Raw genomic sequence first — 25,963 nt, 5'->3', positions numbered from 1 at the left:
TGTTTGCTCTGGATTTAATCGCCGTGGTGGCACTGTGCCATTTCGCCGCCAAACAGGACGATGCAGAGCACGCCAAAGCTGATGAGCAGGAGAAACACGATGCGTGATGTGTTTTTTCTGCTGATTTTTCCGATGATTTTGTATTTCTGCTTTAAAAAACCCTTTATCGGTATTTCGATGTGGTTGTGGGTGGCGTTGTTTTTTCCAAAAGCCTGGGTGTACGGTTTTGCCAGTGGTATTCGTTACAATTTGATTATTGTCGGCGCTGCGATCATTTCCTATTTGGTGATGAAAGAAAAACAGAAAAATCAGTGGGATAGCCTGAGTTGGGCGGTGGTTTGTTTTCTCGTCTGGACCTTTTTTACCAGCCTGTTCACCATTTCAATTCCGGAAGTGGTCTGGACTGAATGGGTTGAGTTTTTCAAAATCTGCTTATTGTACTTTTTTGCAGTGGCGATTTTGCGTACCGAAACCCATATCAATACCATGATTTGGGCGGTGGTGTTTTCGCTGGGTTTCTATTCGGTCGTCGAAGGCCTGAAATACATCAGTTCCGGCGGTGGCCACGTTCTCGCTGGTATGCCAAGCCATGTGCTGGGTGATCGGAACGACTTAGCGGTTGGTATTATTGTGATGATCCCGCTGGTGGTTTATTTGCTTAGTGTCACCCAGCATAAAATACTGAAAGCCGGCTTAACTTTAGTGCTGATCATGGCGGTCGTTTGTGTGCTGGGTTCAGGTTCGCGTGGTGGTTTTATCGGGATCACCATCGTCGCTGGTTACTTCTGGTTTCATAGCAAACACAAATTCATCTACCTGCTGGTGGTGCCGCTGATTGCTTATGTTGGCCTGGAATATATGCCCGCGAGCTGGCACGAGCGGATGTCGACCATTGAAAACGCCGACCAGGATATGTCATTTTTGGGTCGGATCATGGCGTGGAAACAAGCCATTTTAATGGCGATGGACAATATCACCGGCGGCGGTTTTAAAGCCGGGCAGATGAATGCGATTTGGTTCCAATACGATCCGCAGCACAATCTAAACTGGTTATTTGATACCTCAACCGTCTATTTTGATGGTGCCAAAGCAGCTCACAGTATTTATTTCCAGGTGTTGGGCGATCATGGTTTCTTAGGATTGTTCTTGTTTTTACTGATTATTTACCTCGCTTTTAGTCAGGCGAAACAAACCGCCAAAATGCTGAAAGCACACCCGGTCAGCCCGTCGATGGTCAAGCTCAGCTCGATGATTAGGGTGTCCTTGGTGGCCTACGTGGTCGCAGGCGCTGCCGTCAGCCTGGCCTATTTTGATTTGTTGTTTGCGTTATTCGCAATCAGCCATGTGATGAGTAATATAATTAAACGCGAGGTGACAGCCCAACAAACGCTGGCATCAAACGCGAACTCGCAGTTTGCAAGGGAAGGCTCAGGATGATTTTTACCCCGTTACTCAATCTCGGAATTAAAGTGCTGAATTTGTTTGCCGGCACCAAAAGCTTCTCGGTGCTTAATTATCACCGGGTGATGCCCAATGCCGATTTATCGTCCGAGCAGGCGTTAACGCCGGAATTATTTGAGCAGCAGCTTGTTTGGTTAAAACGACATTTTAAAGTATTGCCGCTACCCGAAGCCTTTGCGCTGGCGCAAGCGAAACAACTGCCGCGTAACGCAGTGGTCATTACCATCGATGACGGTTTTTATGATTGTTTTGCTTATGTTTACCCGCTATTAAAAAAACACCAGCTGACAGCGACCTTCTTCATTAGCACTGCTGGCCTTGAGCAAGGTTATTTGTGGGAGAATCAGATTTCCTATGCCATCTGCCATGCGCCACAAGATCTGATGCGGCTGCAATTGCAACAAAACACCTTTTTGATTGGTACCACCGTCCAACGCCGTGCCAGTATTGCAGCTATTACCGAACTCACCAAATATCAAACTTTGCAGCAACGCCAGCTGATGATTAACGACATCCTGGCGCAGTGTCATTGTCCGGCGCATCTGCACCAATTTCTAACCCGTGAACAAGTCAACATCATGCATCAGAACGGCATGACGATCGGCGCCCATACGGTGCACCACCCTATTCTGGCACTGGAAACTTTGGCAACAGCGCAGCAGGAAATATCGGATAGCAAATTGTTGCTGGAACAAATTACCCACAGCCCGATTGAGTTTTTTGCCTACCCCAATGGTAAATACCAACAGGATTTTACTGACGATCATGTGGCTATCGTCCGTGATTTGGGGTTTAAAGCTGCTTTTTCGACCGAATGGGGCGTGGCGCAACCGGAAATCGATTGTGTGTATAAGTTAAAACGTTTTACGCCATGGGATCGGAGTCCAGGCAAATTTTGTTTGCGCCTGGCGATTAATGCCCTGGCCGAGCGCTACCATTTTAAATTTTTCAAAAGCCGGGTTCGTCAGCATGTCAGCTGAACCGGCACTAAGTGAGTGTGGAAAATGAATATGTCTGCGACAGCATGGAAGCAAGCGGTACTGGTCCCTCAGGCTGATTCAATGGGCGCGATTGCGGTCGTTCGTTCGTTAGGCCAGCACGGTTATCAGGTTCATGCTGCATCGGTCAAAGCCGATGCTTTGGGCTGCGTCTCATCTTTTGCTACCGAGGGTCACCAATGTCCGGCCTATGACAGTGCTGATTATTTACCCTGGTTGCGTGGGATTATCCGAACCTACCAAATAGCAGCTATTATCCCAAGCGAAGGTTTTTTACTGGCGATTAAACATCATTTTGCCGAATTTGCGCCCTTGATGCCGATCCCGCAGGATGAACAACTGGTGTACGGCTGTTTATCTAAAGTGTATGTTTTTGATTTGTTTATGAAAAGCGCTGACGAGCGCCTAAAGCAACATATCTCCCAAACTGCCATTATCACCGACGCAGCCGAGCTTGATGCATTAGATACCAGCAACTGGACAGCGCCGTTTTTTGTCAAAGGTGATGGTTTTTATAGTAAACAAGGGGATGCAGCCTTAGTGGCAAAAGCCCGAGATTGGGATGCTGCGCGGCAAAAAGTCGTCGCCGCACTGGCCGATTTTGACAAAGTGCTGCTGCAGGATTGCAGTCATGGCGTAAAAGCAACGGTCAATTTACTGATGCAGGATGGACACATTCTGGCCGAATCAATGGCGGTTGCCAGTCATGAAAACCCGCATACCGGCGGCTTAACGGCGCTACGCCAAAGCTGGTGGCATCAACCGATGTACGACGATGCGGTGCTGCGACTGCACGCGCTGGGCTGGAATGGTCCGGCGATGGTCGAGTACAAGTGGGACGCGGCGACGCAGACCTTTGACTTTATTGAGCTCAATTCCAGATATTGGGCAGCGCTGAACCTGGATATTCTGGCCGGTTTACATTTCCCCGCCATTCACCTTGACTACTTTTTTAATAAAACCAAGCCATCACAAGCAGTGCGACTGACCCGGATCATTCGTGCCCGTCATGCGCTACCGGCGGATTTTGGCTACATGTTGTCAAAAGTACGTGATCCAGATGTCGCAACACCCGCCAAGCTGAAAAGTCTGCTGGGGTTTTTCCTGTATTTTTTACATCCGGGCGTTTATTCCGATTTAAATTATCCCGGTGATCGCAAGCTGGCCTGGCTTAACACCAAAGCTTTTATGATGGAACTGATACGATCATGCGTAAACAAATTAAGTTAAGTTTACTGTCCGTTGCGAGGCTGCTTGGCATCTTCGCGCTCTGCCGCTGGTGGTTCCGCGACCGGGTTCGGGTGTTGTGCTATCACGGTTTTTCCTACGCCGATGAACATTTGTTCCGGCCAAAATTGTTTATGACTAAACAAACTTTTGGGAAGCGGCTGAATTATCTGGCGAACAGCCGCTATCAGGTCGTATCCCTGCAACAAGCCCTGGCCAATCCGCAGCCATTGCAAGTGGTGCTCACCATGGACGATGGTTGGTCTGGCACTTTTGAACTGGTGCAACCGGAACTGGCGCAACATCATTTTCCGTTGATGCTGTATGTCACCAGTTATTACGCTGACAAACAAATTCCGGTGCTGAACGTGGCACTGTCTTATCTGTTGTGGAAAACCAGCAACACCACTTTGCAATTGACCATCCCGCAACTGGCGGTTGACCAAAGCTGGTCAATTGCCAACTTGCCATCGGCCGAGTTGGTGAAACAGGTGTGTGCGCTGATCGATCAGCTCGAAGAGCCGGCTCACCGCGCAGAGGTCCTGCAGCAACTGGCTGATCAGCTTGGGGTGTCGTTACAACACCACGGGCAACAACTATTTCGGTTACTCAATATTGAAGAACTGCGCGCGTTGCAACAACATCATGTGGATTTACAACTGCATACGCACCGCCATTGCAGCCCGTTACAGCCGGAATTGTTTGGGCGGGAACTGGAAGACAACCGGCAATGGTTGGCGCAATTTCAGGATCCGGCAAAGCTCAGCCATTTCTGTTATCCAAGCGGTGAATATGATGCGAAGCATCTGCCCTGGTTAGCGCAATATCAGGTAAACACCGCCACCACCACCAAAACCGGCTTATTTGCCCATGGCACCGATGTGCTGCAAATCCCGCGTATTCTGGATGGTGAAGACGTACATATTCTGGAGCTGGAAGCTGAACTTTGTGGGTTTATGACGTTAATTCGGCAAATACTGCGACACGAACGACAGGTGAAAGGCTAATGCTGCGCGACTTTGACGGCATATCGCCCGCGCCATCCTCCGGCAATCGAAATGTGTTGCTGATTGCTCTGGAAATGCCGCCAGCACGCAGTGCTGGTGTGCAGCGCCCATATCGATTTGCTGAATATTTGCTGGAACTGGGCTGGAACCCAATAGTTCTAACTGCCAGCAGCGATATTTATCAGCGTTTTGATCACGAATTGCAGATCCCACCCGCTCTGGCCGGCCGGATTTATCGTGCTAAGGCGTATGACGCCAGCAGGTTGTTTTCGATCGCTGGTCGCTCGCCCGACTGGCTAGCGCTGCCGGATCGCTATTGGCCATGGTACTTTAATGCGACCAAACTCGGGCAACAGTTGATTGAGCAGTTTGATATTGGCTGTATCTGGTCAACTTACCCGGTGCTCACCGCGCACTTGATTGGCCGCAAGCTCGCTAAAACCAATCACTTGCCGTGGATTGCCGATTTTCGCGACCCTATTCAATGCCACTATAATCCGGCTTATCAGCACTTTAACGCCATCAATCGCTTGCTGGAGCGCAAAATTGTGCAAAGTGCCAGCAAGGTCTGCACTACGAGTAACGAGGCGGCGGATTTGTATCGCAGCATTTATCCGGAACAAGCCGGCGATAAATTCTGCGTGATTGAAAATGGTTTTGTACCGCTGCCCGCACCGGCAGCACTGGTACCAGATAAATTTACCTTGTTATACAGCGGTGCTTTGTATGGCAATGGCCGTGATATCAACGGCATTTTTCGGGTGTTGCAACAGCTCAAGCAACAACAACTGATCAATCAGCAAAACTTTGTGCTGCGTTTTCGTGGCAGTGCTAAACCGGAGCGCTACGCCAAAGAGCTGGCAGCACACGATATTGCCGATTTGGTCGAATTCGCGCCGGCCATTGCTTTTGAGCAAGCGGTTGCCGAAATGCAACAATGTTCGGCCAATATGCTGATCCAGGACGAAATTTTTAAGTATCAAATACCCGGCAAGCTGTACGATTATATTCAGAGCCAAAAACCACTGTTGGCTATTTGCCCGGATGGCAGCGCTACTGCCAATGCCTGTCGCGAACTACCCAACTGTTGGCGGGTTTGGCAAGACGCTGAACTGGCATCAGCTATCCGCGCTTTATTAGCCGGACATTTTAGCGCGCCACTGGATACAGCAACCGCCAACAGCTATAGCCGTCGCGCTCGTACCGTGCAACTCGCCGCGCTGATGCAAAGCCTGCTCGTAGATTAAACTGGAATTATTGTGGACCAACTTAAAAACAAAACACTACAAGGCTTGATGTACTTAGGTGTCGGTAAAGGCGCCGGCAAACTGATTTCTTTTGTCAATACGCTGCTCTTGGCCCGCCTCCTGACGCCGGAAGACTATGGTCTGATGGCCATTGTGATGGTGATTGTCGGTTTTATCGGATTTTTTAATGAAATCGGTTTAGGCAGTGCCATCAAGCAGCGGCTGGATATCGACCAGACGCAATTAAATGGTTGTTTCACCTTGGCGCTGCTGATTAGTTCAGCGCTTTATGGGGCGCTGTATTTTGCCAGTCCGGCCATCGCCAGCTATTACGAACATGAAGTGTTGACCGATGTACTGCGGTTTATCGCGCTGACCTTTATTATTGGTGCTGTTGCCACGGTACCGGACGCCCTGATCGCCCGCGAAATGCGCTTTAAAATTTATGCCGGCATCGAATTTGTGATGATCTTAATGCAATGTGCCATCACCCTGGTACTGGCCTGGTTGGGTTATCAGGTGTGGGCGCTGGCCTGGGGTTTTGTGGCGTCACAGCTATTTAAAACCATCTGTATTTTGTATTTCAGCAACTGGCGGCCAAGTCGTTTTGGCAATATCGGCGCCGCCACCGATCTAATGAAATTTGGCGCGACTGTCACCTATTCACGCCTGACCTGGTACTTTTACAACAATGCAAAAACCCTAATCATCGGTAAAGTCCTGAACCCACAACAACTTGGGGTTTATTCGATGGCTGCAACCTTGGCTGCGCTGCCGACTTCGCACATTACCAGCATGGTGATCCAGATTGCCTCGCCGCTCTTTTCAAAAATGCAGCAGGACTTAACCCGCCTTGACAACGCATTGCGTCGACTGACGTCTGGCATTGCGCTGATTGGTTTTCCGGTGATGGCCGGGATGGCGTTAACGGCATCGGAACTGGTACCGGTGTTATTGGGCCCAAACTGGCTGGAAGCGATTTTCCCACTGCAGATTTTATGTATTCTGGGTCTGTTTAAATCGGTAGACCCATTGATTACCCAGGCTTTTATCTCGATTGGTAAAGCCAATATCACGGCGCGTTATACCTCGTTATGTGCTGTCGTCATTCCGATCAGCGTCTATTTTGGCGCTGTGTACGGTGGCTTAGTTGGCGTCGCGATTGGATTGGTCATTTCTTACCCTTTATCGTCCATTTACTTGTTTTACGCCGCCAGAATTCACCTCGATTTCTCCATGCGCCGTTATTTAAAAGCGCTGCAAACTCCGGTCGAAGCCTGTATCTGGATGGCTGTGCTGGTGCTGAGTTTCCACTATGGCTCAGTGCATTTTGGCTTTGACCATCTGCTATGGCTGCTGCTCGGCAAAACCTTTGTTGGCCTGCTCGGATATTTGCTGTTTTTGGTGTATATCCGTCAAAGTGGTTTAAGGGATTGTTATGAAGTACTGCAGGAGCTTGGCGTTTCGAAACAGAAATTACAGCGCTGGCCCTTTAACCGGTTGAAGGAGCAACAATGATGAGCGCAAAAATTCCGGTGTTGGTGGTTGGTGGCAGTGCCAATGCATTAGGCGTGTTACGTTCGCTGACCCATTGTGAACTGCATTTGTTGTGTGATAGTGAACAAGCGCCCGCCTGGCATAGCCGTTGGGGCCAGAAACATCGTTCTGCCGACACCAAAGCGCCGACCGTGGTTGATGAATTAATACAGCTGGCTGCCCGCTTTTCCGGCAACAAACCGGTGCTGCTGCTGACCGAAGAAAAGACCGTGGTGCAAGTGAGTGCCGCTCGTGAGCGTCTGGCACCCTTTTATCATTTTGTATTTTGTGACGCGGCCATGTTGCTGGCGCTGCAGTCAAAATCCGGTTTTCAACAGCTGGCCAATGAGGTCGGCGCTGCTATTCCGCAAGGCCGGATTTTGTCACAATTAGCAGATTTGGCATTGATTGACGATCTCAATTATCCCTGTGTTTTTAAGCCGTTAGAGCAAAATGAAGCCTACAGCCGCCAGTTTAAAAAAGCCTATAAAGTAAGCTCGGCGGCAGAAGTCGCAAGTTTATATCCGGCCATCGCCGCGGTAATGCCGCAGATGATCGTGCAGGAATGGTTGGAAGGCGCCGACAGCGACATTTATTTCTGTCTGGCGTACTTCGATGCCAAAGGCCAACTGCTTAGCAGCTTTACCGGGCGCAAATTACGTTCCTGGCCGTTGCAGGTCGGCGGAACCGCCAGCTGTACCGCAGCGCCGGAAGCAGCCACTGAACTCACCGAAAAAACCGTGAAATTTTGTCAGGCTATTGGTTATGTTGGACAAATGGGCATGGAATTTAAATTTGATGCACAGCGTGGTGGCTTTTATATGATTGAGCCGACCGTCGGTCGCACCGATTACCAACATGAAATAGCCACTTTGGCCGGTAGTAATGTGCTGGCAGCGATGGTGGCTAGTTTGGCAGGCCAATCCATCGCACATGCGACAGCCCCTCAACACGCTTTTTCCAAAAAAGTCGTCTGGTATGACGAAATCGCCGATGCCAATGCACTGGCCAATGGCGGGCCAAATGTGCTTTGCCTGGATTATCAGCGAGTTGCCGCTGTCTGGCGTTGGTCGGATCCAACACCAGGCCTGATGTCTTTCTGGCGCCGGCTGAAAAGAAAGCTGTCATGATCAAATTTAAAGTCGCACTTTGGCACAATGGTGAACTCGCAGCCTTTTTTAAAGCTTTGTTCAGTCAACGAGCGATACCACAACTACAACAACAGCTGGCACAACAATATCAGCGCCAGGTGCTGCTGCTTAATTCGGCCCGCGCCGGTATTCGTATTGCGTTGCGTTATGCCGCAACTCAGCAGCCACAACGCCAACTGGTGCTTTATCCGGAATATATTTGTACCAGTGTGCCACAAGCGATTGCCGACGCCGGGTTTACCGGAATGGCGGTGGCGGTCAATCACGAGCTGAATATGTGCCCACAGGCGCTTTCGGCGTTGCTGGAACGCCAACCTCTGGCGGTGATCTTACCGCATATGTACGGTGCTGCCGCCGCTATCAGTGACATCGAAACCATGTGCCGTCATCATCAGGTGCTGTTAATTGACGATGCGGCGCAAGTCGCCGGTATCGAAGCCGATGGCAGACTGCTGGGGACTTTTGGTGATTTTGGGGTGATTAGCTTCGCCCAAGCGAAAACCATTGTCAGTGGCGTGCAAGGCTCAGGCGGCGTGCTGTTGTATCCAGCTGCATTGAACATCGATGTGCCGTTAAAACCAACCTCAGGCTGGAGCCGACTGTGGCCGTTGTGGCATTTTTGGGCCAGTTACCAGCACGATGGTATCGCCAATAGTATCGACTATTACCTACAGCGACTGAGCCAACTGCTGCGCAAAAAGTTGGGCCGGACTGTCGCAACATCTTATGCCGATGGTTATGCCATAGCAGCACCTGATGCGGCAGTCGCGCTGAAGCAGTTTGAAACTTTACCAAGTCGCGTCAAATACTTACAACAACAAGCGACAATTGCCGCAGAAGCACTGGCCGGTTTAGAGCAGTTGCAGTTTCCACAGTTACAGGCTGGCCGCTATTTGACCAGATTAATTGTACGATCACCCAAGGTCGCACCAGCCAAACTTGCCAAAACCTGTTTGGAACTCGGCATCAAAACCAAAACCACCTATGGCAATAGCAGCCAAAGTTTTGATGGCAGCATGACTTCCGGTTTACTGGAACTTCCGTGGCAAGGGTTGCAACCAGCGGAACTTACCACCCTGCTCAACCAGTTGCGCTTGCTTGATCAGCGGCTTGTGTCATCGTAGTACCCAGAAATGATGCACTTCCACGGCATTAGTTATTGGTAAATGGACCTTGCAACAACATGGCACAATAATCGTCGGTCTGGCTATTAACCGGCGTAGCCATGATTTGATTCGCCGGTAATTCGCCTCTGGGCAAATACACCATGCCATACAAACTGACACCACTGCGCTGTCGTTTTTCATATTCGAATTTTGCAATACTGTGCCAAGGTCCTGTGGCAGACCGATACCATAATTCGGCACAAGGGATGGTCGCCTGCAGCCGTTTTGGCTCAAAGCTGGTCGCCATGACCGCAGCACCATCCGCCTGCGCCACAGCTGCATATACCGGATTCCCGACGATGGCTTGTTCAGTTACTTCAGCAGTCGCAAAATGATAACGGTAAATTTTATTGATACAGTCAGCTGCAGCGTCCTGGCCGGCGTCCATGCCCCATTCAATAGCATCCGGATAAATCAGCAACGCAATAGCCCGCCATTGCTGGCTGCCACCGGCAAATTTATGCAAAGTTTGAAATTCATCGTCGGAGTAATAAAAGGCTGATTCTTGGTCGGTGTCACCGGTCAGCACCCAAAGCCGGTTCCGATACCGATCGTAATGTATGGCATGCACATGCTTAATTTCGGCGCGGCTAAACTGCCAGCAGCAGGTGGTCGTGCCTGCCTGCGGATCAACCCGGATGATCCGAATGTCCCGGCTATGCCCATTCAGGTATTCCCCGAAATAAACCAACTGACTTTGTTCATGCACCGCCAAACCACCGCGTAACGGCGTGGCAAAACGCCCAAAGTCTGCCGACGGCAGCACCTTCACCTGATAACCTTGCGGCAGGTTTTGGCACAGGTACACCCGGTCAAATACCACCAGAATATCACCATTGGCAAGTTGCAATAGATGGCCGATACCGGCCGAGGGGCGTAACAGCTGCACCAAAGCACTGCGGGCGAGTCTGTACTTGAACTGGCCTTTCAGGCTTTGATCTTTGGCCGGTAACTGGCATAAAAACTTCAGCTGCTTGCTTTGATAGTCAAAACGATAAATGGATAAGTCTTTGCTACATAAACAGCTGTGTTGATCAGACCAATGCACGACCATGCCTTGGTCAACCACAATGTTTTTAGCCACAGCCTGCTCATGTATCACATCATTTCGCGCCAACATCAGGTCCTTTTTTGTTTGCTCTGCGTTTTTTGTTTCTACAGCATTTTTTTCTACAGCATTCGATTCTGGTCAGTGGGTACCACAATCGATTTTAATCACGCCGCGGTAAAATTGCCCATTTCGGATTGTTGTTAAAACTGATCCGGTCTTTTAAGCGGTTATGATAAAACTGCCAGACAATTTCGCCGCCCGGCAGATCAGTGACATAAGAAGCAGTGCCCCACACCATCACATCGTATCCAAACTCGGCATCAATATAACCACCTAATTGATAACGATTAAATGTCTCTAATCGATAGGCTGGCAAATAGCCATCCTGCACCGCCAACCAACTTTGATACCAGCCTCCATCAGGCTGAGTAATGCTTGGTTGCCGGTAGGCAGACAATAATTCCAGTGCAAAACCGGTTTCTAGTGCTGGTCCAGCCAGCACCCGACCGACAAAACGTTTCATTGGTCCTGCAGCAAAACCTAACTCTTCCGCACGCCCGAGCGCCAACACCACAATGTGCGTCATCCACGGCGAGGCGCCATTGGCTGTTTTGCTCATATCGTAATATTCACTGACATAACTGGTCGCAAATTTATCGCCATGCACCCACTGCCCCAACGGCGACACCGCGCCCGCCGCATACACAAATTCTTTTGGGGCTATGGTGTTACGGCCGAATGTCCACAGTGCGTTGTCTTTGTTCGGCGTATCAGTGACGTTGTACATCCCTTCCCAAATCGCTAACGCTTTGTTGGTCAAGCTCACAAAATACTGCTGCTCCGGCATCGCATCTGGCGTAATGGAGGCGGTGTGAACTCTGGTACGCAATGCCCAGCCCTGGCCTCTGGTTTCGCCAGAATACAACGCACCTTCGCTACCGGTTGGGCCACGGCCTAAAGTTGAGCTTTTAGCGGCGGCGTTGTTGTCCATCGTGGTATAAGCCGCTGAAAACAAACTTTGTTCCAGGAAATAATAATCACCGGTCAACAGGTACTGGCCGGATGCCAAATCAGGATGATGGGGTACATCTGGCCGCCAGCCGGAATTAACCAAAGGCACAAGCGGCTGGATTTTGTCATTGGCCGCCGTTTCATGCCAGTTCAGCCTTGGGATCCAGGCCGTAGGCCGACCACCTTGGTTAATCGACAGAATTTTACCTAAACCACTAACAGTTTTTGCTTCATCAAAGGTACGGCTGGCATCGCCTTCCCGCACATGAAACGGCCAGGAACCACTGAGTTCTGCCTGGCGTAATGCAATTTCAGTCAAACGCCAGTCTCCGGAATAGAACCAACGCACTGTCCAAGCCGGGTATAAACCAAGATCAGGCCGGCCACCGGCATTCGCCATTGGTTTTGCCCACAATCCGCCGTCATAAAGTGCACTGTCTTTATTTTCCCAGCTTTGATATTGGGTTTGAATGGTAGCGTCAGAGATTTCGCGACTGCTATCAAAATTAGGCACCAGCCGCGTTTTACTCAAATAGGCCAGCTGATGATTTAACGATACCACCGGCAGCTGTTCGCCAAGCCAGAACTGCCGGGTCCAACGGGTCATTGCCTGATGCGGTAAGGCCGCTTGTTGATAAAGCACTGCCGGATTGAGCTGACCGCCCTTAAGCGTTACATCGTACAGTTGATCCTGCAACACCAACGAATTGGTAATTTCGCCGACATATCGCACTTGCACCTTGTTTAGCGCTGGCCAGAATGTCGCATAAAATGCCGGTCGCACTGAACGATGCTGATCAGCCCCAAAGTCGAACGGCCGATCGACGCTATGATCAACCAGTAAAATAGTGGTGGCGATATCGCCCTGAGTCCAGTAGCTGAATTTATCCTGCTGCAACATTGCTCTGGCCGAAACAGCGTGCAGCGGCAGATCGGCAAACTTCGCTTCAATCGTTGCATCAAAGTTGTAATTCGCTGCTAACATGGCGGTTTTGTTTGGCGCGCCTTGCTGCCGCCCCGTCGCCTGGTTGATAAAATTCAGCTTCAGTGAAGCGCCGGCGGCAACGGTTGGGAGTACAGTGCTGATGATGGCATGTCGCACTGAGCCATCCGGGTGGCGTTGTTTCACATCTGCCTGCGTTGGTAATGGTTGACCATTCAGCGTCAACTGCGGGAACTGGGCAATTTCGCCAGCGACAAAAGGCCGGGCAAACTGTAGTGGATAATTCTGCAGCGCGGTGCTTTGCGGATTGGTCACAGTAACAAAGTTGCTGTCATCGACCTGGGACGTCGCTATGGGTGCAAAACGCGCGGTCAGGGTTACAGGTGCCGTGACAGTCAGCGAACAAGCCGGCAATGCCTGACATGGATCACTCCAGCCCACAAACTGCTGCGCCGCATCCGGTACCGCATTCAATGCCAGCACTGTGCCGGCGGGTACATTCACACTGCAACTGCCGGTACAAGGGGTGTTTAATGCAGTTGAGGTGATTTTGCCAAGCCCTATCACATTTAACGTGACGGCTTGCTGCGCAACAGGAGGGTCAAACGTAACGGTTAAAGTCTGTGGTTGATTAATGGTTGCAGTACAACTTTGGCCCTGGGCATTACCACAAAGGCTGCTCCAACTGCCGAAGGTAGCCCCGCTGAGCGGGCTGGCGGTAAAGGTGAGTGTCGTGCCAAATGGAATTGGATATTCACATTGTTCACGGCATGGTAACTGCTGACCACTGATCTGCACTTGTCCGGTGCCAATCACAACCACTTTAAGCATAACCGGCCGTGGCTGAAACACCGCTGTGGCGTTCGCTTTGCTGACTGAACTGAGGTTGAGAGTACAGGCGGCGGTGCCGTTGCAATCGTTTAACCAGCCGGCAAACTGCGCGCCGTCATCTGCTTTGGGTTCTAATTGCAAACTGCTACTTTGGGTTTCGATGATGCAGTTTACGCGACAGGTTTGGCCGGTGGAGCTTTGGACGGCGCCGGATCCGTTGATCGCCAGCTGTACGGTTTTTACGCTTACTGGCGTCGGTGGTGTTGGTGTTTCAGCTGTGGTTTCGCCACCGCCGCAACCACTTAAACTGAACAAGCCCAACATGGCTATAAAAATTCCCCGGATCATGTGGCCTTCCCTTCAATTAGCAAAACAGAATTTACCGCTGTAGACCCTTAGTATGCCACATCTGGCTTTAGTTCGGGTTGAATCCGCAGTTTGCGCAATTCTTTACAGCCTGCCCAAAACTCTTTAATCTTGCCATAGGCTGTTTCTTTGTAGCCCATACGCCAAAACTTGCTGTTTTTAAACACCTTTACACATGGTGTCAGCTACTTGAACCGGATGTCTTATGCAAGTGTTAACCGACGTAAAAAATGCCTGGAAATTTCTGCACCTCAATGCACAACAGTTTCCGTCGTTGCCAAGATGGCGACAACTGCTGGAAATGATCCTATTGTTTATTTTTCGCGATATCGGACCCGGTTATTACCTGCAGGCACGTTGGTGGCGTCCGGAAATTCCATTTAAAGACAAGTGGTTACATACAAATAAAAAGGAATATAACAACTTTATCGACCGCTGGAACAGTCGGCCTTATCAAAAGACTTCACAGCATAAAGTGGTGGAAAAAGCTGTTTTACAACTGTTGGCAGTGCCTACGCCAGAATTTATTGGTTTTTTGCACCATCGCGCTGGTGTACAGAAGTCCGGACAACCCCTCTGTACCCTCGATGATTTTATAAGGCTTTGCCAACTACATGTCGGCCAGCGTATCTGTCTAAAACCAGTTGAAGGTTACGGCGGTGCTGGTTTTGCCGCTTTTAACATCGAATTTCATGACCGACTGCTGTTCACCCACCCATTTAGCAACGCCATTACCGAAATCAGTGATTGGTGGCAGCTCGCCGCAGAAAATCCTGATGGCTATATCGTTGAGCATTATTTACAACAACATCCGGTGTTGTCGGCCATTAACCCACATTCGGTGAATACCTTGCGTATCTGGCTGTATCAGGCGCGTGGTGAAGTGAAAATTGGCGGCGCTTTTTTACGGGTTGGCCGTAAAGGCAGTCTGGTTGATAATACCAGCAGCGGCGGTATGTGCTGCCCGGTCGATATCAGCAGCGGTATTTTACAATATGCCGCCAACGCCAAAAATCCGCTGTTACAAACCAGCTGTCACCCCGATACCGGCGGTCAAATCACCGATGTACAACTGCCGTTCTGGCCAGAATGTCTGGCATTAGCCGCACGTGCACTACAGGCATTTCCGCATGTCAATGTAGCGGGCGTTGATGTGGCGATTGCGGTCGATGGCCCGAAGATGATTGAACTGAACGTCAAACCGGATCAGATTGGCTGCGCCCGGATTGATTTGCCACTCAAACGGGTTGATCAATGGTTGCGAGGCCATGACACAACACGCTGAATCCACAGAGCATATCGGTTCGCCAGCTACCGGATCACGGCCTGGCTTTAACCTTGATGGCATCTTGTATCATTGCGCAGGCGACTGGCCGGACGAGCAGACGGTTGCGAGCCTAGAACCGGCTGCTGCAAGCGGTTGGCCCTGGTTACAACAACTCCGCTGGTTTTCACAGCTCAAACAGTTTGAGCAGCAAAACGGTGTCAACCAAGGCAGCCGCTATTTGCTTTTGCAGATTTACCACCATCAGCAGTTGCTGGTTTTGCTGCCGCTTCGGACCAGTGACGATAGCCACAGTTTGTTGGCGCTGAGTAATTATTACAGTCCGGAATTTGCGCCGCTGATGCCAGATTTTGTGCCTGCTCTCAGCTCCGGCATTGCACCGCTAAAACAGACCAAACTATGGCCACTACTCGTTGCAGCAATATCGACATTGTGGCCACAATGGCAGCAACTGCGGTTACAACCGCTTTCGCAGACCACTGCGACACAGGTTCAGCAGCAATGCCCAGCCAGCATAAAAACTTTGGTCTCGCCTTTTGGCCACAACTGGCGCGCCGCAGCAACAAACCATACCGACTATTGGCAACAACGCCAGTCGCAGCTGGTGAACACCATTCGGCGCAAGAAGAAAAAACTGCTGCAACAAGGTGCCGCCATTCAAATTCACCGCCAACTGACGCCAGAGTTACTGGCAAGTTATTGGCATATTTATCAGCGCAGCTGGAAACAACCAGAGCCAAGTCCGGATTTTATCAACTGGTTGCTGGAATTTAGCAGTCAGCAAGGCCAATTGCGGCTGGGGCTGCTGCTCATCAATGATCAGCCGGTCGCTTTTCAGTTCTGGCTGGTGCAGCAACAACAGGCGGCTATCGTCAAACTTTCGCAGGATCAAGCATTTGATACACTATCGCCGGGCACTGTGCTGATGGCAGCGATGATTGATGAGGTGATGACGCAGGACAACGTCACCAACATCGACTTTTTAACCGGCAACGATGACTACAAAGCGCAGTGGATGGATGAATGTTTGCCGCTGCTGCAGCTGGACTTGTTTCATTGCCAAAGCCTCAGTGGTTGGCTGCAATATCTGACACAAGGGTTTCGCTGCAAGTTGCGCCAGTTGAGTACGTTGCGGCAGAGACGGCAGTTAATTCAAGCACCCGGATCGCAACATGATTAACGCCGAATATCAACAAGGACAACTGGGCTGGTGGTTAATGACTCGCTGGCAAAGCACAACCCCTAACGGTCAGACTTTGCTGATTTTGCCGCCGTTCGCCGAAGAAGCCAATCGCAGCCGAAGACTATTCAGTGAACTGTGCCAACAACTTGCAGCTAACGGTTGGACCTGCTATTTGCCGGACTTTTATGGCACCGGCGATAGCCAGGGCGATTTCAGCGATAGTGACCTCAACCTGTGGCAGCAGGATTTATGTCAGTGGCTCGAAAGTGCCAAACTACCACAGCCGGTTCATCTGCTGGCTTGTCGCTTTGGCGCGTTGCAGTTACTTGGGATGTGGCCGGCTTTGATGCAACAGATCAAGCCCGGAAAGCTCTTGTTGTGGCAGCCGCAGCTTGATTGTCAGAAATTTTTACAGCAGCTGTTCCGCCAACATCAAGCCAGCAATTTACTGCAAGCGGAAAAAGCGCCTTCGGCCTCACAGTTGCTGGACAAGGACCTAGCGGTCGACATTGCCGGTTACAGCATCACTCCGAAATTTTATCGCCAGATCAATGCACTTAAACCAGACCTCAGCCAGTGGCAACATCACACCCTATGCTGGCTGGAACTCTCGACCTTGCCACAACTGCCAATCCCTGCCACCAATGCCTGGCTGCAGATTGATGCAGACGCAGCGACCAGCAGCCAAAAGTTGTTGGCGTTACCGGCGTTTTGGCTACAGCAAGAGCCTTTGCCGGTGGCACTGTTAATCCAGGAAAGCCTGCAGTTTTTGGAAGGTGATCAGCATGACTGAACCAAGCCAACTGGCGCTTGAACATTCGAAACCCAAGCTGCTGCCATTGTCGATTGCCGGCAACCGCAGTCTGGGTATTTTTGTCGAAGGGCAAAGTGACATCGCGGTTTTGCTGGTAAGTGGCGGCGCTCAGGTTCGTGCCGGTAGCCATCGGATGCAACAGCAGCTCGCGAGTTACTTACAGCAGCAACAGATCAGCAGCTTGCGGTTTGATTTTCCCGGTTATGGCGATGCAGAAGGCCAACCAGCAGACTTTATCCAGCATGCGCAGTGGCTGCCGGAAATACTGACGGCAGCGCAGCAGGCACAACCACAGATCCGACGTTGGTTGTTATTCGGTCTGTGCGACGGCGCCAGCGCTATCTTATTAAATCAACAGCTATTGCCGCAAACCGCTGGTTTGATACTCCTGAATCCATGGTGTCGCGCTGAGCAAAATCACGCCAAAACCATGGTGCGGTTTTACTACTGGCAGCGGTTATGGTCTGCGGAATTCTGGCAAAAATTACTCAGTGGTCGGAGTCAACCACTGCAAAGTCTGCAGCAGTTTTTGCAGTATTGGTGGCAGGCCCGCGCAAATCTGAATCCAAAAAATGCTAACGGCAGCCCAGATCTACAGCCGACACAAGGCTCAAACCAGCAGTTTTTGCCAGCGATGTTGCACAACTGGCAGCAGTATGCAAAGCCAGTGTTGTTGGCACTGAGTGAAAATGACCTGACGGCGCAAGAATGTGCATCGTTGCTGGCTGAATTGCCAGCAACACAACGCCAACAAATTGCCCGGCACACCACCACCAAAACCGTAGCCAAAGCCAACCATACCTGTAGCGATGCCACCCACTTTTTACAGTTACAGCGCGTGATTAAGGACTGGCTTTTGCAGAATTTTTCACAATAAACCAGTACTTGCCACACTGAACCAGCTGCAACGACCCGCTTAGTCGAGTTTTTGCGCACAAAACTGTGGATCAGCAAAGGCGCCAATGTACGGCGCCTGCACCAGCTTGCCGCAATAATCGGTCAGCACACCGTCACCGGCATGGGTCGGCTCCGGTGTTAGTTCTAACGGTTCCAGATAACTGAAATCACCCAAGTCAGCCGAATTAAACAAATCTTTCAGATGATCGCGGCCGGTGAAAAAACTACGGCTCTGAATCAGATTTTGCTGCAATTGATGTGACCCACCAGCGCGGTTAATCACCCGGCCGCTGATAATATTATTACGAAGCACCGCCGTACTGTCTTCATATCGCACATCAACCCCGACGGTGTTATACACAATATTGTTTTCCAACAAGGTGTCGTGGGCTTCATTGAGATAAATACCGACATCGTTCGGGCAATGCATAATGATGTTATTACGCATCACGCCTTTGCTGCTTTCGCGGCTAACTTCATCCCGGCTATATTGCTTACCAGTACCGCCGCCACCAAAAGAAAGACCCAGGCTCGTATGGCCACCACCTTTTAAATTGGCCTCACACATCACCAAATTACGTTCAAACACGCCACGATGCGCATTGCCTTTAATAAATCCGGCATAACTGACTTCATCACCAGCAGATTTTTGAATATCAAAAATAAAATTGCCGCTGACCCGCCAGTCGTTTACCGCAACGATATCCACCGGCGTCGCCGGGCCTTTGGTGATCCGTGGCGCAGTATTATAAAAGGTATTGTTGTTGACCAGCCCGAAATCCGGATAATGTCCTTTATTGCCATTGACCTTAAGCGCCGAGTTAAAATCGCGGAACACATTGTTTTGGATCACGACATTGTTGGCGCGCCCAACAATGTGCAAAGCGTGCTGACAGCGATCATGAATATCACAATCACCAATAAAACTGATATTTTCAATCTGCCAATATGGCTGCAAAATCAATAAGCCTTCGCCTTTCATCGAAAACTCAACCTGATGCAGGTTGCGGCCGGTTAATCGGATCGGGTTATTTTCGGCACCGCTTTGGCGGATTTCCATGGTCCGGTCAAATTCATAACGCCCGGGCAGAACGTCAATTTGCTGGCCGGGCAATGCTTCGCGCAGGGCTTTTTTAAGTTCGGTGATATTGCCGACTGTAACGATGTTGGTTGCGGCTGGCGGTTGATAATCAGGATGAGCGCCAGCGCCATGCCACTTGGTTGGATCCAATGGCCGGTATAAAAAGTTCTTATGTTCGAAACCGGCAAAAAAATCCAATATCGGCGTGACAAAAGCCACACTGGGATAATTGACCCGAATATCATTTGCAACTTTTTGGCTATATAGCGGCAGCGGTAAACCCAACCAGTAAATACTACGCGCCCACAATAAAAAACCAACGACCAACAGCAGGTTTGCTACCACACCCGACCATAAAAGATACTTGCGCATTGTATTCATCCTGCCTGAATTTGCTCAGGGTTCCCGTCAGATAACCAGCTGCAACACCAGTTGGTATTGCCTACATGTTCAAAGCGCGATTAAAGTAAAATCTCCGCCACCACGCCATGCCCCAAAAACGCCTGTGGGCTGGCCGTGGCACCATAAGCCCCCGACTGCAACACCACAAACCAGTCGCCGACTTCCGCTTTGGGCAATTGAATTTTATCGGCCAGCACATCCAGTGGTGTGCAAAGCGGTCCAACCACCTGCACCGCTGCAACCAATGGCTGGTCTAGTTTGTCGGCGAATGCCACCGGGTAATTACGCCGGATCACCTGACCAAAATTACCAGAATTCGCCAAATGATGGTGCATACCACCGTTACAGACCACAAAGGTCTGGCCATGCGATTGTTTGATATCCACCACTTTGCAAGCGTAGACACCGGCTTCGGCGACCAGGTAACGCCCTAATTCCAGTATAAATTCAAGCTGTTGCAATTCTGCAGGCAGTTTCTCGAATAGCTCTGCCCAGCCCTCAGCCAGCTTGTCCAAATCTACCGCACGATCGCTGCTGTAATAAGGCACACCTAAACCACCACCCAAATTGACAAATTGCAGCGCCGTCGGACATAGCGGCAACAGTTGCAGCAATAACTGCATGATTTGCTGCTGCGTCTGCAAAATAGCGTCCGCTTGCAGATTTTGGGAGCCACAGTACAAATGAAAACCAACCAGCTGCACCGGCATCGCCGAAAGCTTTGGCAACAACGCCAGCACTTGCTGCTGATCAATACCAAAAGCTTTAGCGCCGCCCGCCATTTTCATACCGGCGGCTTTTAATTCAAATTCCGGATTTACCCGCAGCGCGATGGTCGCGATTTGCCCACACTGGCTTGCAATAGCACAAAGCCGGTGTAATTCGCCGACCGATTCGATATGCACACAACAACCGGCAGTCAGCGCTGCTCTTAGCTCAGCGTCCGTTTTACCAGGGCCTGCGAAACTGATTTTTGCCGCCGACATGCCGGTTTGTAGCGCCAGCAATAACTCACCTTGCGACGCCACATCAAAACCATCCACCAAGGTGCCAACGTGCTGTACCACCGGCAAATATGGATTGGCTTTAATAGCATAATGAAGCTTTAACTGCGCTGGCATTTTGCTGCGTAATTGCCGAATTTTCTGGGTGATTGCCTGCCGGTCATAGGCATAAAATCGTTGCTGGCCGAGCACATCAGCAATTTGTTGCATCGACTTGCCACCAATCTGAAGTGTGCCTGCAACGGTCTGTAAATAGCTTAATGGCACCGCGAGTTGCGGTTGAGTGGCCAGTAACGGCGATAGCGGTTCTGGGGTTGGTGCAAACTGGAGATCAGCTGGCTTAGGCGTTGTCACCGAAAAAATCCTTATAAGTCAGACGCAAAGATTTACGATCTAATTTGCCATTGGCGGTTTTTGGCAGCGCAGCAAGCTTTTGCAGTGCTTTTGGGCACATATAATGCGGCAGCTGCTGTCGCAGTATCGCCAGTAAGGCTTTTTCATCCACCGGCGCGTCACAACAATACAGTAATAACACGGCGCTGTCGGTATCACCAAACGGCACGCCAATAGCCGCAACATCATAAAGTTGGGGTGCAGATTGATACACCAGTTGCTCAACTTCAGCCGGACTGATGCGAAAGCCGGAACATTTGAGCATTTCGTCCAGCCGCCCCAGATAATATAAATAACCTTCGGCGTCACGGCGGACTTCATCGCCCGACCACACCGCGAGCGCTTTGTTGATGACGGCTGTCGGCTGCACCGGATCCGGCCGAAACCGCTCGTTGGTGCGTTGTTGGTCATTCCAGTACCCCAAACTGACCAGCGGCCCGCGATGTACCAGTTCGCCCGGCTCATCGGCAGCGCACTCGCTACCATCGGGTCGCAACACCAGTAAATCGGCAAAAGGAATGGCCTTGCCGATTGAGCCTGGTTTTGCCGTGAGCATTGAGGGTTCTAAATAGCTGGACCGAAAGGCTTCAGTCAGGCCGTACATTAAATAGGGTTTGGCATGGGGGAAAATCTGCTGCAATGACGTGAGCAGCGGCTGCGGCATTGCACCGCCGGAATTGGTAATAAATCTAAGTGAAGCCCCGCCTTGTTCACCCCAGTTTGCTCTGGCAAGGGCAGACCATAACGGCGGCACCGCGGCTAAACCAGTCACCTGATGTTGCACCACGGCTTTGACCACGTCTTGTGGCAACAAATACTCCAGCAACACCACAGTGGCGCCGCAATAAAGTCCGGTCAGCAGTTGATTCAAACCATAATCAAAACTAAAAGGCAGTAGCGCCAGTAACACGTCGTCACTGGTTAACTGCAAGTACTGGCATACGCTTAAAGTCCCCAACATTAAGTTCTGCTGTGACAACACCACCCCTTTGGGTAAACCGGTACTGCCAGAAGTATACATAATGGCGGCGACATCGCTGGCGACCAAAGTCGCAATGCAGGGGACTCGTTCTACGCCAGTTGTGTGTATCTCGGTGATGGCCTGTGACAAAGTCTCGGTCAGCAATATTTTAATTTCGGGCAGTGGCAGCTGTAGTTCCTGCAACTGAGTCAGCCGATGTTGATTGGTCATCAACAGCGACGCCTGACAATCCTGTAGCACATGCGCCAACTGCGCCGGTTTTAACTGTGCATGCACCGGTACCACCACGGCGCCAAGTCTGGCCACCGCCAGCAGCATCACGACCAGTTCCAGCTGTTTTGGCGCTGCCAGCACCACCCGCTCACCAGCTTTTAACCCGCGCTGACTTAACAACAAACTACAAGCCAACACTTGTTGGTGTAACGCCGCAAAAGTTAACTGCTGACTACCGGCTATTAATGCGATGCGCTCCGGCCAGCGAGCCGCCGCGTGTTCGCTGAACTGACTGATAAAATTTACCGGCAATTGAACCACTCATCCATGCTTGACACAAATCCCGTAGATAATGCGCTGGCACCGGCCAGGTTCGGGGGCTTTGCTTAAGTTAATAATGTGGTAGAGTACAATGCGTTAACACCAAATGTCTATTGGAGTTCCGGGTAATGGACCAACCAAAAACAATTCAATCGCTGGTGCAGCAGATCCTACAAACTGCCCTCGCTCTCGATACCCAATTTACACCCTCTTCGCCGTTACTTGGCGCACTGCCGGAATTCGATTCGGCCAGTATTATGACCATTTTAACCATGCTGGAAGATCATTATGGTTTTCAGTTTGACGACGACGAGTTAAGCGCAGAAATTTTTGCAACCTTTGGCAGCTTATGCCAATTTGTACAAAACAAACATCACGCTACCTGCTAACGCGGAATGATGGCCTGAAGTCTTCTTTTATTTTCGTAAATCGATGGAACAGAATCATGAAAAAAACACTCCTTGTAACCTGTATCACAGCGGCATTGCTGCTGCAGGGTTGTGGTAAAAAAGACAGCGAGCAGCATCTGCAGGATGCGCTGAAGTTTGCCGCCAATAATGAAATTCCGGCGGCGATTATCGAATTAAAGTCGGCCATTCAACAGCAGCCGGACGATGGTCGGTTACGTTTTGAACTTGGCATGATTTACTTAAAAGCCGGTGATGCCGCTTCAGCCGCGAAAGAACTGGAACGCGCCGCTGAATTTAAACTCGACAGCAAGACCCTCGCCATTCCACTGACCCAAAGTTATTTCCTGCAAGGTCAACATCAAAAAGTTGGCTCGTACCTGACGGCACACCCGGAGTTGCCGGCAGACGTCCAAGATACATTGAAGCTGTATCATGCCTTATCGTTGATTGAAGCTTCGGATACAGATGGTGCCAAAGCAATTTTTGCTGATCTTGCCAAATCTGCCGATCCGGCGATTAAAGCGATGGTTGAAGCACAAACGCAGGTGATGTCCGGTCAGCACGAAGCGGCATTACAAGCATTGAGCAGCATCACGGCGCCACATCACATCTATAATGATGCGTTGTTACTCAAAGCAAAACTGCAAAATGTGCTGAAGCAATATGATGCGTCGATTGAGAGTTTTAATGCTTATTTAAAACTGAACCCAGGTGCCCATCTGGCACGATTGATTCTGGCGCAGAGTTATATTGCGACCAATAAAAACGACGAAGCCGATAAAGAAATCGTTAAATTATTAAAAATATTCCCAAAACAGCCACTCGCCAACTATTTAAAAGCGGTGGTTGAATTCGAACGCAAAGACTTCCAAAAAGCCAAAGAAACCAGCGAAATTGCCATCGATAACGGCTTGAACTCTGTGAGTAGCCGCGTCTTAGCCGCCATTTCTTCAACGCAGCTTGGCCTTGAGCAACAAGCTTTAAACCACCTGCAGGCTGTACATAGCCAGCTCGGCACCTACCCGCCGGCGCAAAAGCTGTATGTGGCATTAAAACTGAAGTTCGGCGACACCGCAGCCGCACAGCAACAACTGCTGAGCAATGACAATGCAGCCACCGATTTGCAGTTAGTTTCCGCAACCGCCTTTCAGTTGGTGAAACAACGCTCAGACAGCGCGGCGCAAGAGTTAGTTGATAAATATGAAAAAAGCGGCAAAGCCACCGCCGACGACCTGATGACATTAGGCAGTCTGAAACTCAGTATTCCGGGCATGGAGCAACAAGGTCTGGCGGCACTGGAAGAAGCTGCTAAGCTGGCACCTCAGGTAGAACAGACCCAAATGGTGTTGGTGACAGCCTACCTGCAACAACGCCAATACGACAAGGCACTGGAATTGGCGAAAAGCTGGGAAAATGACGACAAGCTGAAACATTCCAGCCTGAATATGCAGGCCTATATTGCCTTCCTGCAAGGCAATAACCTGTTGGCTCAACAGCATATTGATGCAGCGCTGAAAGTGGATGCAACACATCCGTTCAGCCAATTATTACAGGCGACCTTGGCACAAGCCGCCAACAAAGTAGACGATGCAATTAAAATCTTGTCCGGCTTACTGGAAAAACACCCAACTTATCTGCCGGCGCTGGAACAGTTATACGCACTGACCAGGAACGATAATGCAACCGCAGCCCTTGCCAAAGCAGAAGCGTTGAATAAAGACAAACCAACCGATTATCAAGCGGCTTTGTTATATGCCCGGATGTTGGCGGACCAAGGTAAACATCAACAAGGTCTGGATTTGCTCAATGCCACCGGCAAGGTAGAAACAGAACGTCACTCATTCCATTGGGCATTGTTTATTGAACATCAGCGCGCTGTGTTAAAAGACAGCAAGGCGGCCGTAGAATCGGCAGCAAAGTGGTTTGCCCAAAATTCAGCAGATCAGAACTCGTTGTATACCTATTTACGGATGTTGATTCTGGACAAACAGCTGGACAAAGCGCTGAAACTGACCAGCGACGAGCTGACCAAAGCACCAGACAACAAAGTGCTGTATGGCACCAGAGTGCAGTTACTGGGCGAAATGGGTCAGTATAAAGAAGCGCTGAAAGAGCTTGAAAAATTATCTGCCGAAGAAGCAGCCAAAGCTGACGCCCTCTTTGTTAAAGGTCGGTTATTGCTGGCTGATAAACAACCGGAACAAGCTTTAGTGGCGTTAACCGGCAGTTATCAGCAAAATCAAGCCAGCGTTACGGCGCTGATGATTGCCGATATCTACGCCAAAACGATGTCGGAACAAAAAGCAAAAGCCTTTATTGAACAACACTTTAACTACAAGCCAAATGATTCAGCGTTACAAATCTATTATGGCAACCTGCTGCTCGGCACCGACAAAGAAAAGTCGACCACTGCTTTTGCTAAGGTATTAGATACGCAGCCAGAGAATGTGGCGGCACTGAATAACCTGGCCTGGACTTTACTGGAACAGCAAAAAACCACTGAAGCATTACCTCATATCGAAAAAGCTATCAAACTGGCCCCGGAAAACCCGGACGTGCTGGATACCTACGCCACAGTGTTATTCATTACTGGCCAACAGGCAAAGGCACTGGAGCAGTTTGAAAAGTCGTTACGGATCCGACCGGACAATGTTGCGGTGCAGTTGAACTATATCGACGCCTTAATCAAAACCGGTGATAAAAATACCGCGAAAACGATGCTCGACAAAGTAAAACCGACTGACAAACCAAGCGAAGATAAAATGAATGCGTTAAAAGCTTTGTTGTAATTTGCCACTTCAATGAATGAAGTGACTGTTCAAATTTAATCAGGCCTCAATTGAGGCCTGATTTTTTGAGTCTGTAAAAAAATCTGTGTAAGTGGCATTCTACCTAACTCCTTGGAAGGGATAAAGAATGCCAATTACAGACCAATTACTGGATCAGCTGTTAGCTGACTGCAAATCTCCTGAAGATCTGATGG

At 50.1% G+C, this 25,963-nt stretch carries 19 protein-coding genes; 14 read left to right on the top strand and 5 right to left on the bottom strand.

Annotated features, from left to right (window positions below; translation table 11 throughout):
• Nucleotides 1-99 precede the first annotated feature (99 nt).
• The 8 genes from EOE67_RS08960 to EOE67_RS08925 are packed head-to-tail and all read left to right on the top strand — an operon-like array spanning nt 100 to nt 9,751.
• On the top strand, nt 100-1,437 hold the full coding sequence (locus EOE67_RS08960; RefSeq protein ID WP_164852266.1) for a putative O-glycosylation ligase, exosortase A system-associated: 1,338 nt from the start codon (nt 100-102) through the stop codon (nt 1,435-1,437).
• Nucleotides 1,434-2,441, top strand: a complete 1,008-nt coding sequence (locus EOE67_RS08955) for a polysaccharide deacetylase family protein (protein ID WP_127698764.1) — start codon at nt 1,434-1,436, stop codon at nt 2,439-2,441. The genes EOE67_RS08960 and EOE67_RS08955 overlap by 4 nt, the downstream gene beginning before the upstream one ends.
• A 30-nt stretch (nt 2,442-2,471) precedes the next feature.
• On the top strand, nt 2,472-3,689 hold the full coding sequence (locus EOE67_RS08950; RefSeq protein WP_127698763.1) for a hypothetical protein: 1,218 nt from the start codon (nt 2,472-2,474) through the stop codon (nt 3,687-3,689).
• Nucleotides 3,668-4,693 carry a polysaccharide deacetylase family protein gene (locus tag EOE67_RS08945; RefSeq protein ID WP_127698762.1) on the top strand — a complete coding sequence of 342 codons (1,026 nt, stop codon included), beginning with the start codon at nt 3,668-3,670 and terminating at the stop codon, nt 4,691-4,693. The genes EOE67_RS08950 and EOE67_RS08945 overlap by 22 nt, the downstream gene beginning before the upstream one ends.
• Nucleotides 4,693-5,940: a glycosyltransferase gene (locus tag EOE67_RS08940; protein ID WP_127698761.1), complete on the top strand. Its 1,248-nt coding sequence runs from the start codon at nt 4,693-4,695 to the stop codon at nt 5,938-5,940. The genes EOE67_RS08945 and EOE67_RS08940 overlap by 1 nt, the downstream gene beginning before the upstream one ends.
• A 12-nt stretch (nt 5,941-5,952) precedes the next feature.
• On the top strand, nt 5,953-7,458 hold the full coding sequence (locus EOE67_RS08935) for a lipopolysaccharide biosynthesis protein (protein ID WP_127698760.1): 1,506 nt from the start codon (nt 5,953-5,955) through the stop codon (nt 7,456-7,458).
• Nucleotides 7,458-8,606 carry a carboxylate--amine ligase gene (locus tag EOE67_RS08930; protein WP_164852265.1) on the top strand — a complete coding sequence of 383 codons (1,149 nt, stop codon included), beginning with the start codon at nt 7,458-7,460 and terminating at the stop codon, nt 8,604-8,606. The genes EOE67_RS08935 and EOE67_RS08930 overlap by 1 nt, the downstream gene beginning before the upstream one ends.
• Nucleotides 8,603-9,751: a DegT/DnrJ/EryC1/StrS family aminotransferase gene (locus tag EOE67_RS08925; protein ID WP_127698758.1), complete on the top strand. Its 1,149-nt coding sequence runs from the start codon at nt 8,603-8,605 to the stop codon at nt 9,749-9,751. Before EOE67_RS08930 ends, EOE67_RS08925 begins: the two co-directional genes overlap by 4 nt.
• A 28-nt stretch (nt 9,752-9,779) precedes the next feature.
• Here the strand turns inward: EOE67_RS08925 and EOE67_RS08920 are convergent, their stop codons facing one another.
• Together EOE67_RS08920 and EOE67_RS08915 are read right to left on the bottom strand one after the other, a co-directional pair.
• Nucleotides 9,780-10,877, bottom strand: coding sequence for a hypothetical protein (locus tag EOE67_RS08920; RefSeq protein ID WP_127698757.1), 1,098 nt, complete (start codon nt 10,875-10,877; stop codon nt 9,780-9,782).
• 127 nt (nt 10,878-11,004) lie between these two features.
• Nucleotides 11,005-13,977 (bottom strand): InlB B-repeat-containing protein, encoded by a 2,973-nt coding sequence (locus EOE67_RS08915; protein WP_127698756.1) that lies wholly within the window; start codon nt 13,975-13,977, stop codon nt 11,005-11,007.
• Between the two features lie 223 nt (nt 13,978-14,200).
• Here EOE67_RS08915 and EOE67_RS08910 point away from each other — a divergent pair, with 223 nt between their 5' ends.
• From EOE67_RS08910 to EOE67_RS08895, 4 genes are read left to right on the top strand one after another with little or no spacing between them, the layout of a single operon-like run.
• Nucleotides 14,201-15,280 (top strand): sugar-transfer associated ATP-grasp domain-containing protein, encoded by a 1,080-nt coding sequence (locus EOE67_RS08910; RefSeq protein WP_127698755.1) that lies wholly within the window; start codon nt 14,201-14,203, stop codon nt 15,278-15,280.
• Nucleotides 15,264-16,460: a GNAT family N-acetyltransferase gene (locus EOE67_RS08905; protein WP_127698754.1), complete on the top strand. Its 1,197-nt coding sequence runs from the start codon at nt 15,264-15,266 to the stop codon at nt 16,458-16,460. Before EOE67_RS08910 ends, EOE67_RS08905 begins: the two co-directional genes overlap by 17 nt.
• The gene (locus EOE67_RS08900; RefSeq protein WP_127698753.1) at nt 16,453-17,256 is read left to right on the top strand and encodes an alpha/beta hydrolase family protein; all 804 of its coding nucleotides are present in this window, start codon (nt 16,453-16,455) and stop codon (nt 17,254-17,256) included. Before EOE67_RS08905 ends, EOE67_RS08900 begins: the two co-directional genes overlap by 8 nt.
• Nucleotides 17,249-18,154: a hydrolase 1, exosortase A system-associated gene (locus EOE67_RS08895; protein WP_127698752.1), complete on the top strand. Its 906-nt coding sequence runs from the start codon at nt 17,249-17,251 to the stop codon at nt 18,152-18,154. Before EOE67_RS08900 ends, EOE67_RS08895 begins: the two co-directional genes overlap by 8 nt.
• A 39-nt stretch (nt 18,155-18,193) precedes the next feature.
• Here EOE67_RS08895 and EOE67_RS08890 read toward each other — a convergent pair whose 3' ends face one another.
• The 3 genes from EOE67_RS08890 to EOE67_RS08880 all read right to left on the bottom strand — a co-directional run bounded on the left by EOE67_RS08890 (nt 18,194) and on the right by EOE67_RS08880 (nt 22,561).
• The gene (locus EOE67_RS08890) at nt 18,194-19,627 is read right to left on the bottom strand and encodes a right-handed parallel beta-helix repeat-containing protein (protein ID WP_164852264.1); all 1,434 of its coding nucleotides are present in this window, start codon (nt 19,625-19,627) and stop codon (nt 18,194-18,196) included.
• A gap of 89 nt (nt 19,628-19,716) precedes the next feature.
• Nucleotides 19,717-21,015 carry a pyridoxal-dependent decarboxylase, exosortase A system-associated gene (locus tag EOE67_RS08885; RefSeq protein ID WP_127698750.1) on the bottom strand — a complete coding sequence of 433 codons (1,299 nt, stop codon included), beginning with the start codon at nt 21,013-21,015 and terminating at the stop codon, nt 19,717-19,719.
• On the bottom strand, nt 21,002-22,561 hold the full coding sequence (locus tag EOE67_RS08880; RefSeq protein ID WP_240652760.1) for an acyl-CoA ligase (AMP-forming), exosortase A system-associated: 1,560 nt from the start codon (nt 22,559-22,561) through the stop codon (nt 21,002-21,004). The genes EOE67_RS08885 and EOE67_RS08880 overlap by 14 nt, the downstream gene beginning before the upstream one ends.
• Nucleotides 22,562-22,698: 137 nt before the next feature.
• Between EOE67_RS08880 and EOE67_RS08875 the strand changes: the two genes are divergently transcribed.
• On the top strand, nt 22,699-22,959 hold the full coding sequence (locus EOE67_RS08875; RefSeq protein WP_068065958.1) for an acyl carrier protein: 261 nt from the start codon (nt 22,699-22,701) through the stop codon (nt 22,957-22,959).
• Nucleotides 22,960-23,015: 56 nt separating this feature from the next.
• Nucleotides 23,016-25,769 carry an XrtA/PEP-CTERM system TPR-repeat protein PrsT gene (gene prsT, locus EOE67_RS08870; RefSeq protein ID WP_164852263.1) on the top strand — a complete coding sequence of 918 codons (2,754 nt, stop codon included), beginning with the start codon at nt 23,016-23,018 and terminating at the stop codon, nt 25,767-25,769.
• Nucleotides 25,770-25,963 lie beyond the last annotated feature (194 nt).

It is taken from the genome of Rheinheimera riviphila (assembly GCF_004005945.1).
GTDB lineage: Bacteria > Pseudomonadota > Gammaproteobacteria > Enterobacterales > Alteromonadaceae > Pararheinheimera > Pararheinheimera riviphila.
This window is presented reverse-complemented; position numbering and strand designations above follow the sequence as displayed.

Excerpts from the sequence above, each read along its gene's own strand:
- EOE67_RS08960 (WP_164852266.1), top strand. The coding sequence starts at position 100 with ATGCGTGATGTGTTTTTTCTGCTGATTTTTCCGATGATTTTGTATTTC.
- EOE67_RS08955 (WP_127698764.1), top strand. The coding sequence starts at position 1,434 with ATGATTTTTACCCCGTTACTCAATCTCGGAATTAAAGTGCTGAATTTG.
- EOE67_RS08950 (WP_127698763.1), top strand. The coding sequence starts at position 2,472 with ATGTCTGCGACAGCATGGAAGCAAGCGGTACTGGTCCCTCAGGCTGAT.
- EOE67_RS08945 (WP_127698762.1), top strand. The coding sequence starts at position 3,668 with ATGCGTAAACAAATTAAGTTAAGTTTACTGTCCGTTGCGAGGCTGCTT.
- EOE67_RS08940 (WP_127698761.1), top strand. The coding sequence starts at position 4,693 with ATGCTGCGCGACTTTGACGGCATATCGCCCGCGCCATCCTCCGGCAAT.
- EOE67_RS08930 (WP_164852265.1), top strand. The coding sequence starts at position 7,458 with ATGAGCGCAAAAATTCCGGTGTTGGTGGTTGGTGGCAGTGCCAATGCA.
- EOE67_RS08925 (WP_127698758.1), top strand. The coding sequence starts at position 8,603 with ATGATCAAATTTAAAGTCGCACTTTGGCACAATGGTGAACTCGCAGCC.
- EOE67_RS08915 (WP_127698756.1), bottom strand. The coding sequence starts at position 13,977 with ATGATCCGGGGAATTTTTATAGCCATGTTGGGCTTGTTCAGTTTAAGT.
- EOE67_RS08910 (WP_127698755.1), top strand. The coding sequence starts at position 14,201 with ATGCAAGTGTTAACCGACGTAAAAAATGCCTGGAAATTTCTGCACCTC.
- EOE67_RS08905 (WP_127698754.1), top strand. The coding sequence starts at position 15,264 with ATGACACAACACGCTGAATCCACAGAGCATATCGGTTCGCCAGCTACC.
- EOE67_RS08900 (WP_127698753.1), top strand. The coding sequence starts at position 16,453 with ATGATTAACGCCGAATATCAACAAGGACAACTGGGCTGGTGGTTAATG.
- EOE67_RS08895 (WP_127698752.1), top strand. The coding sequence starts at position 17,249 with ATGACTGAACCAAGCCAACTGGCGCTTGAACATTCGAAACCCAAGCTG.
- EOE67_RS08890 (WP_164852264.1), bottom strand. The coding sequence starts at position 19,627 with ATGCGCAAGTATCTTTTATGGTCGGGTGTGGTAGCAAACCTGCTGTTG.
- EOE67_RS08875 (WP_068065958.1), top strand. The coding sequence starts at position 22,699 with ATGGACCAACCAAAAACAATTCAATCGCTGGTGCAGCAGATCCTACAA.
- prsT (WP_164852263.1), top strand. The coding sequence starts at position 23,016 with ATGAAAAAAACACTCCTTGTAACCTGTATCACAGCGGCATTGCTGCTG.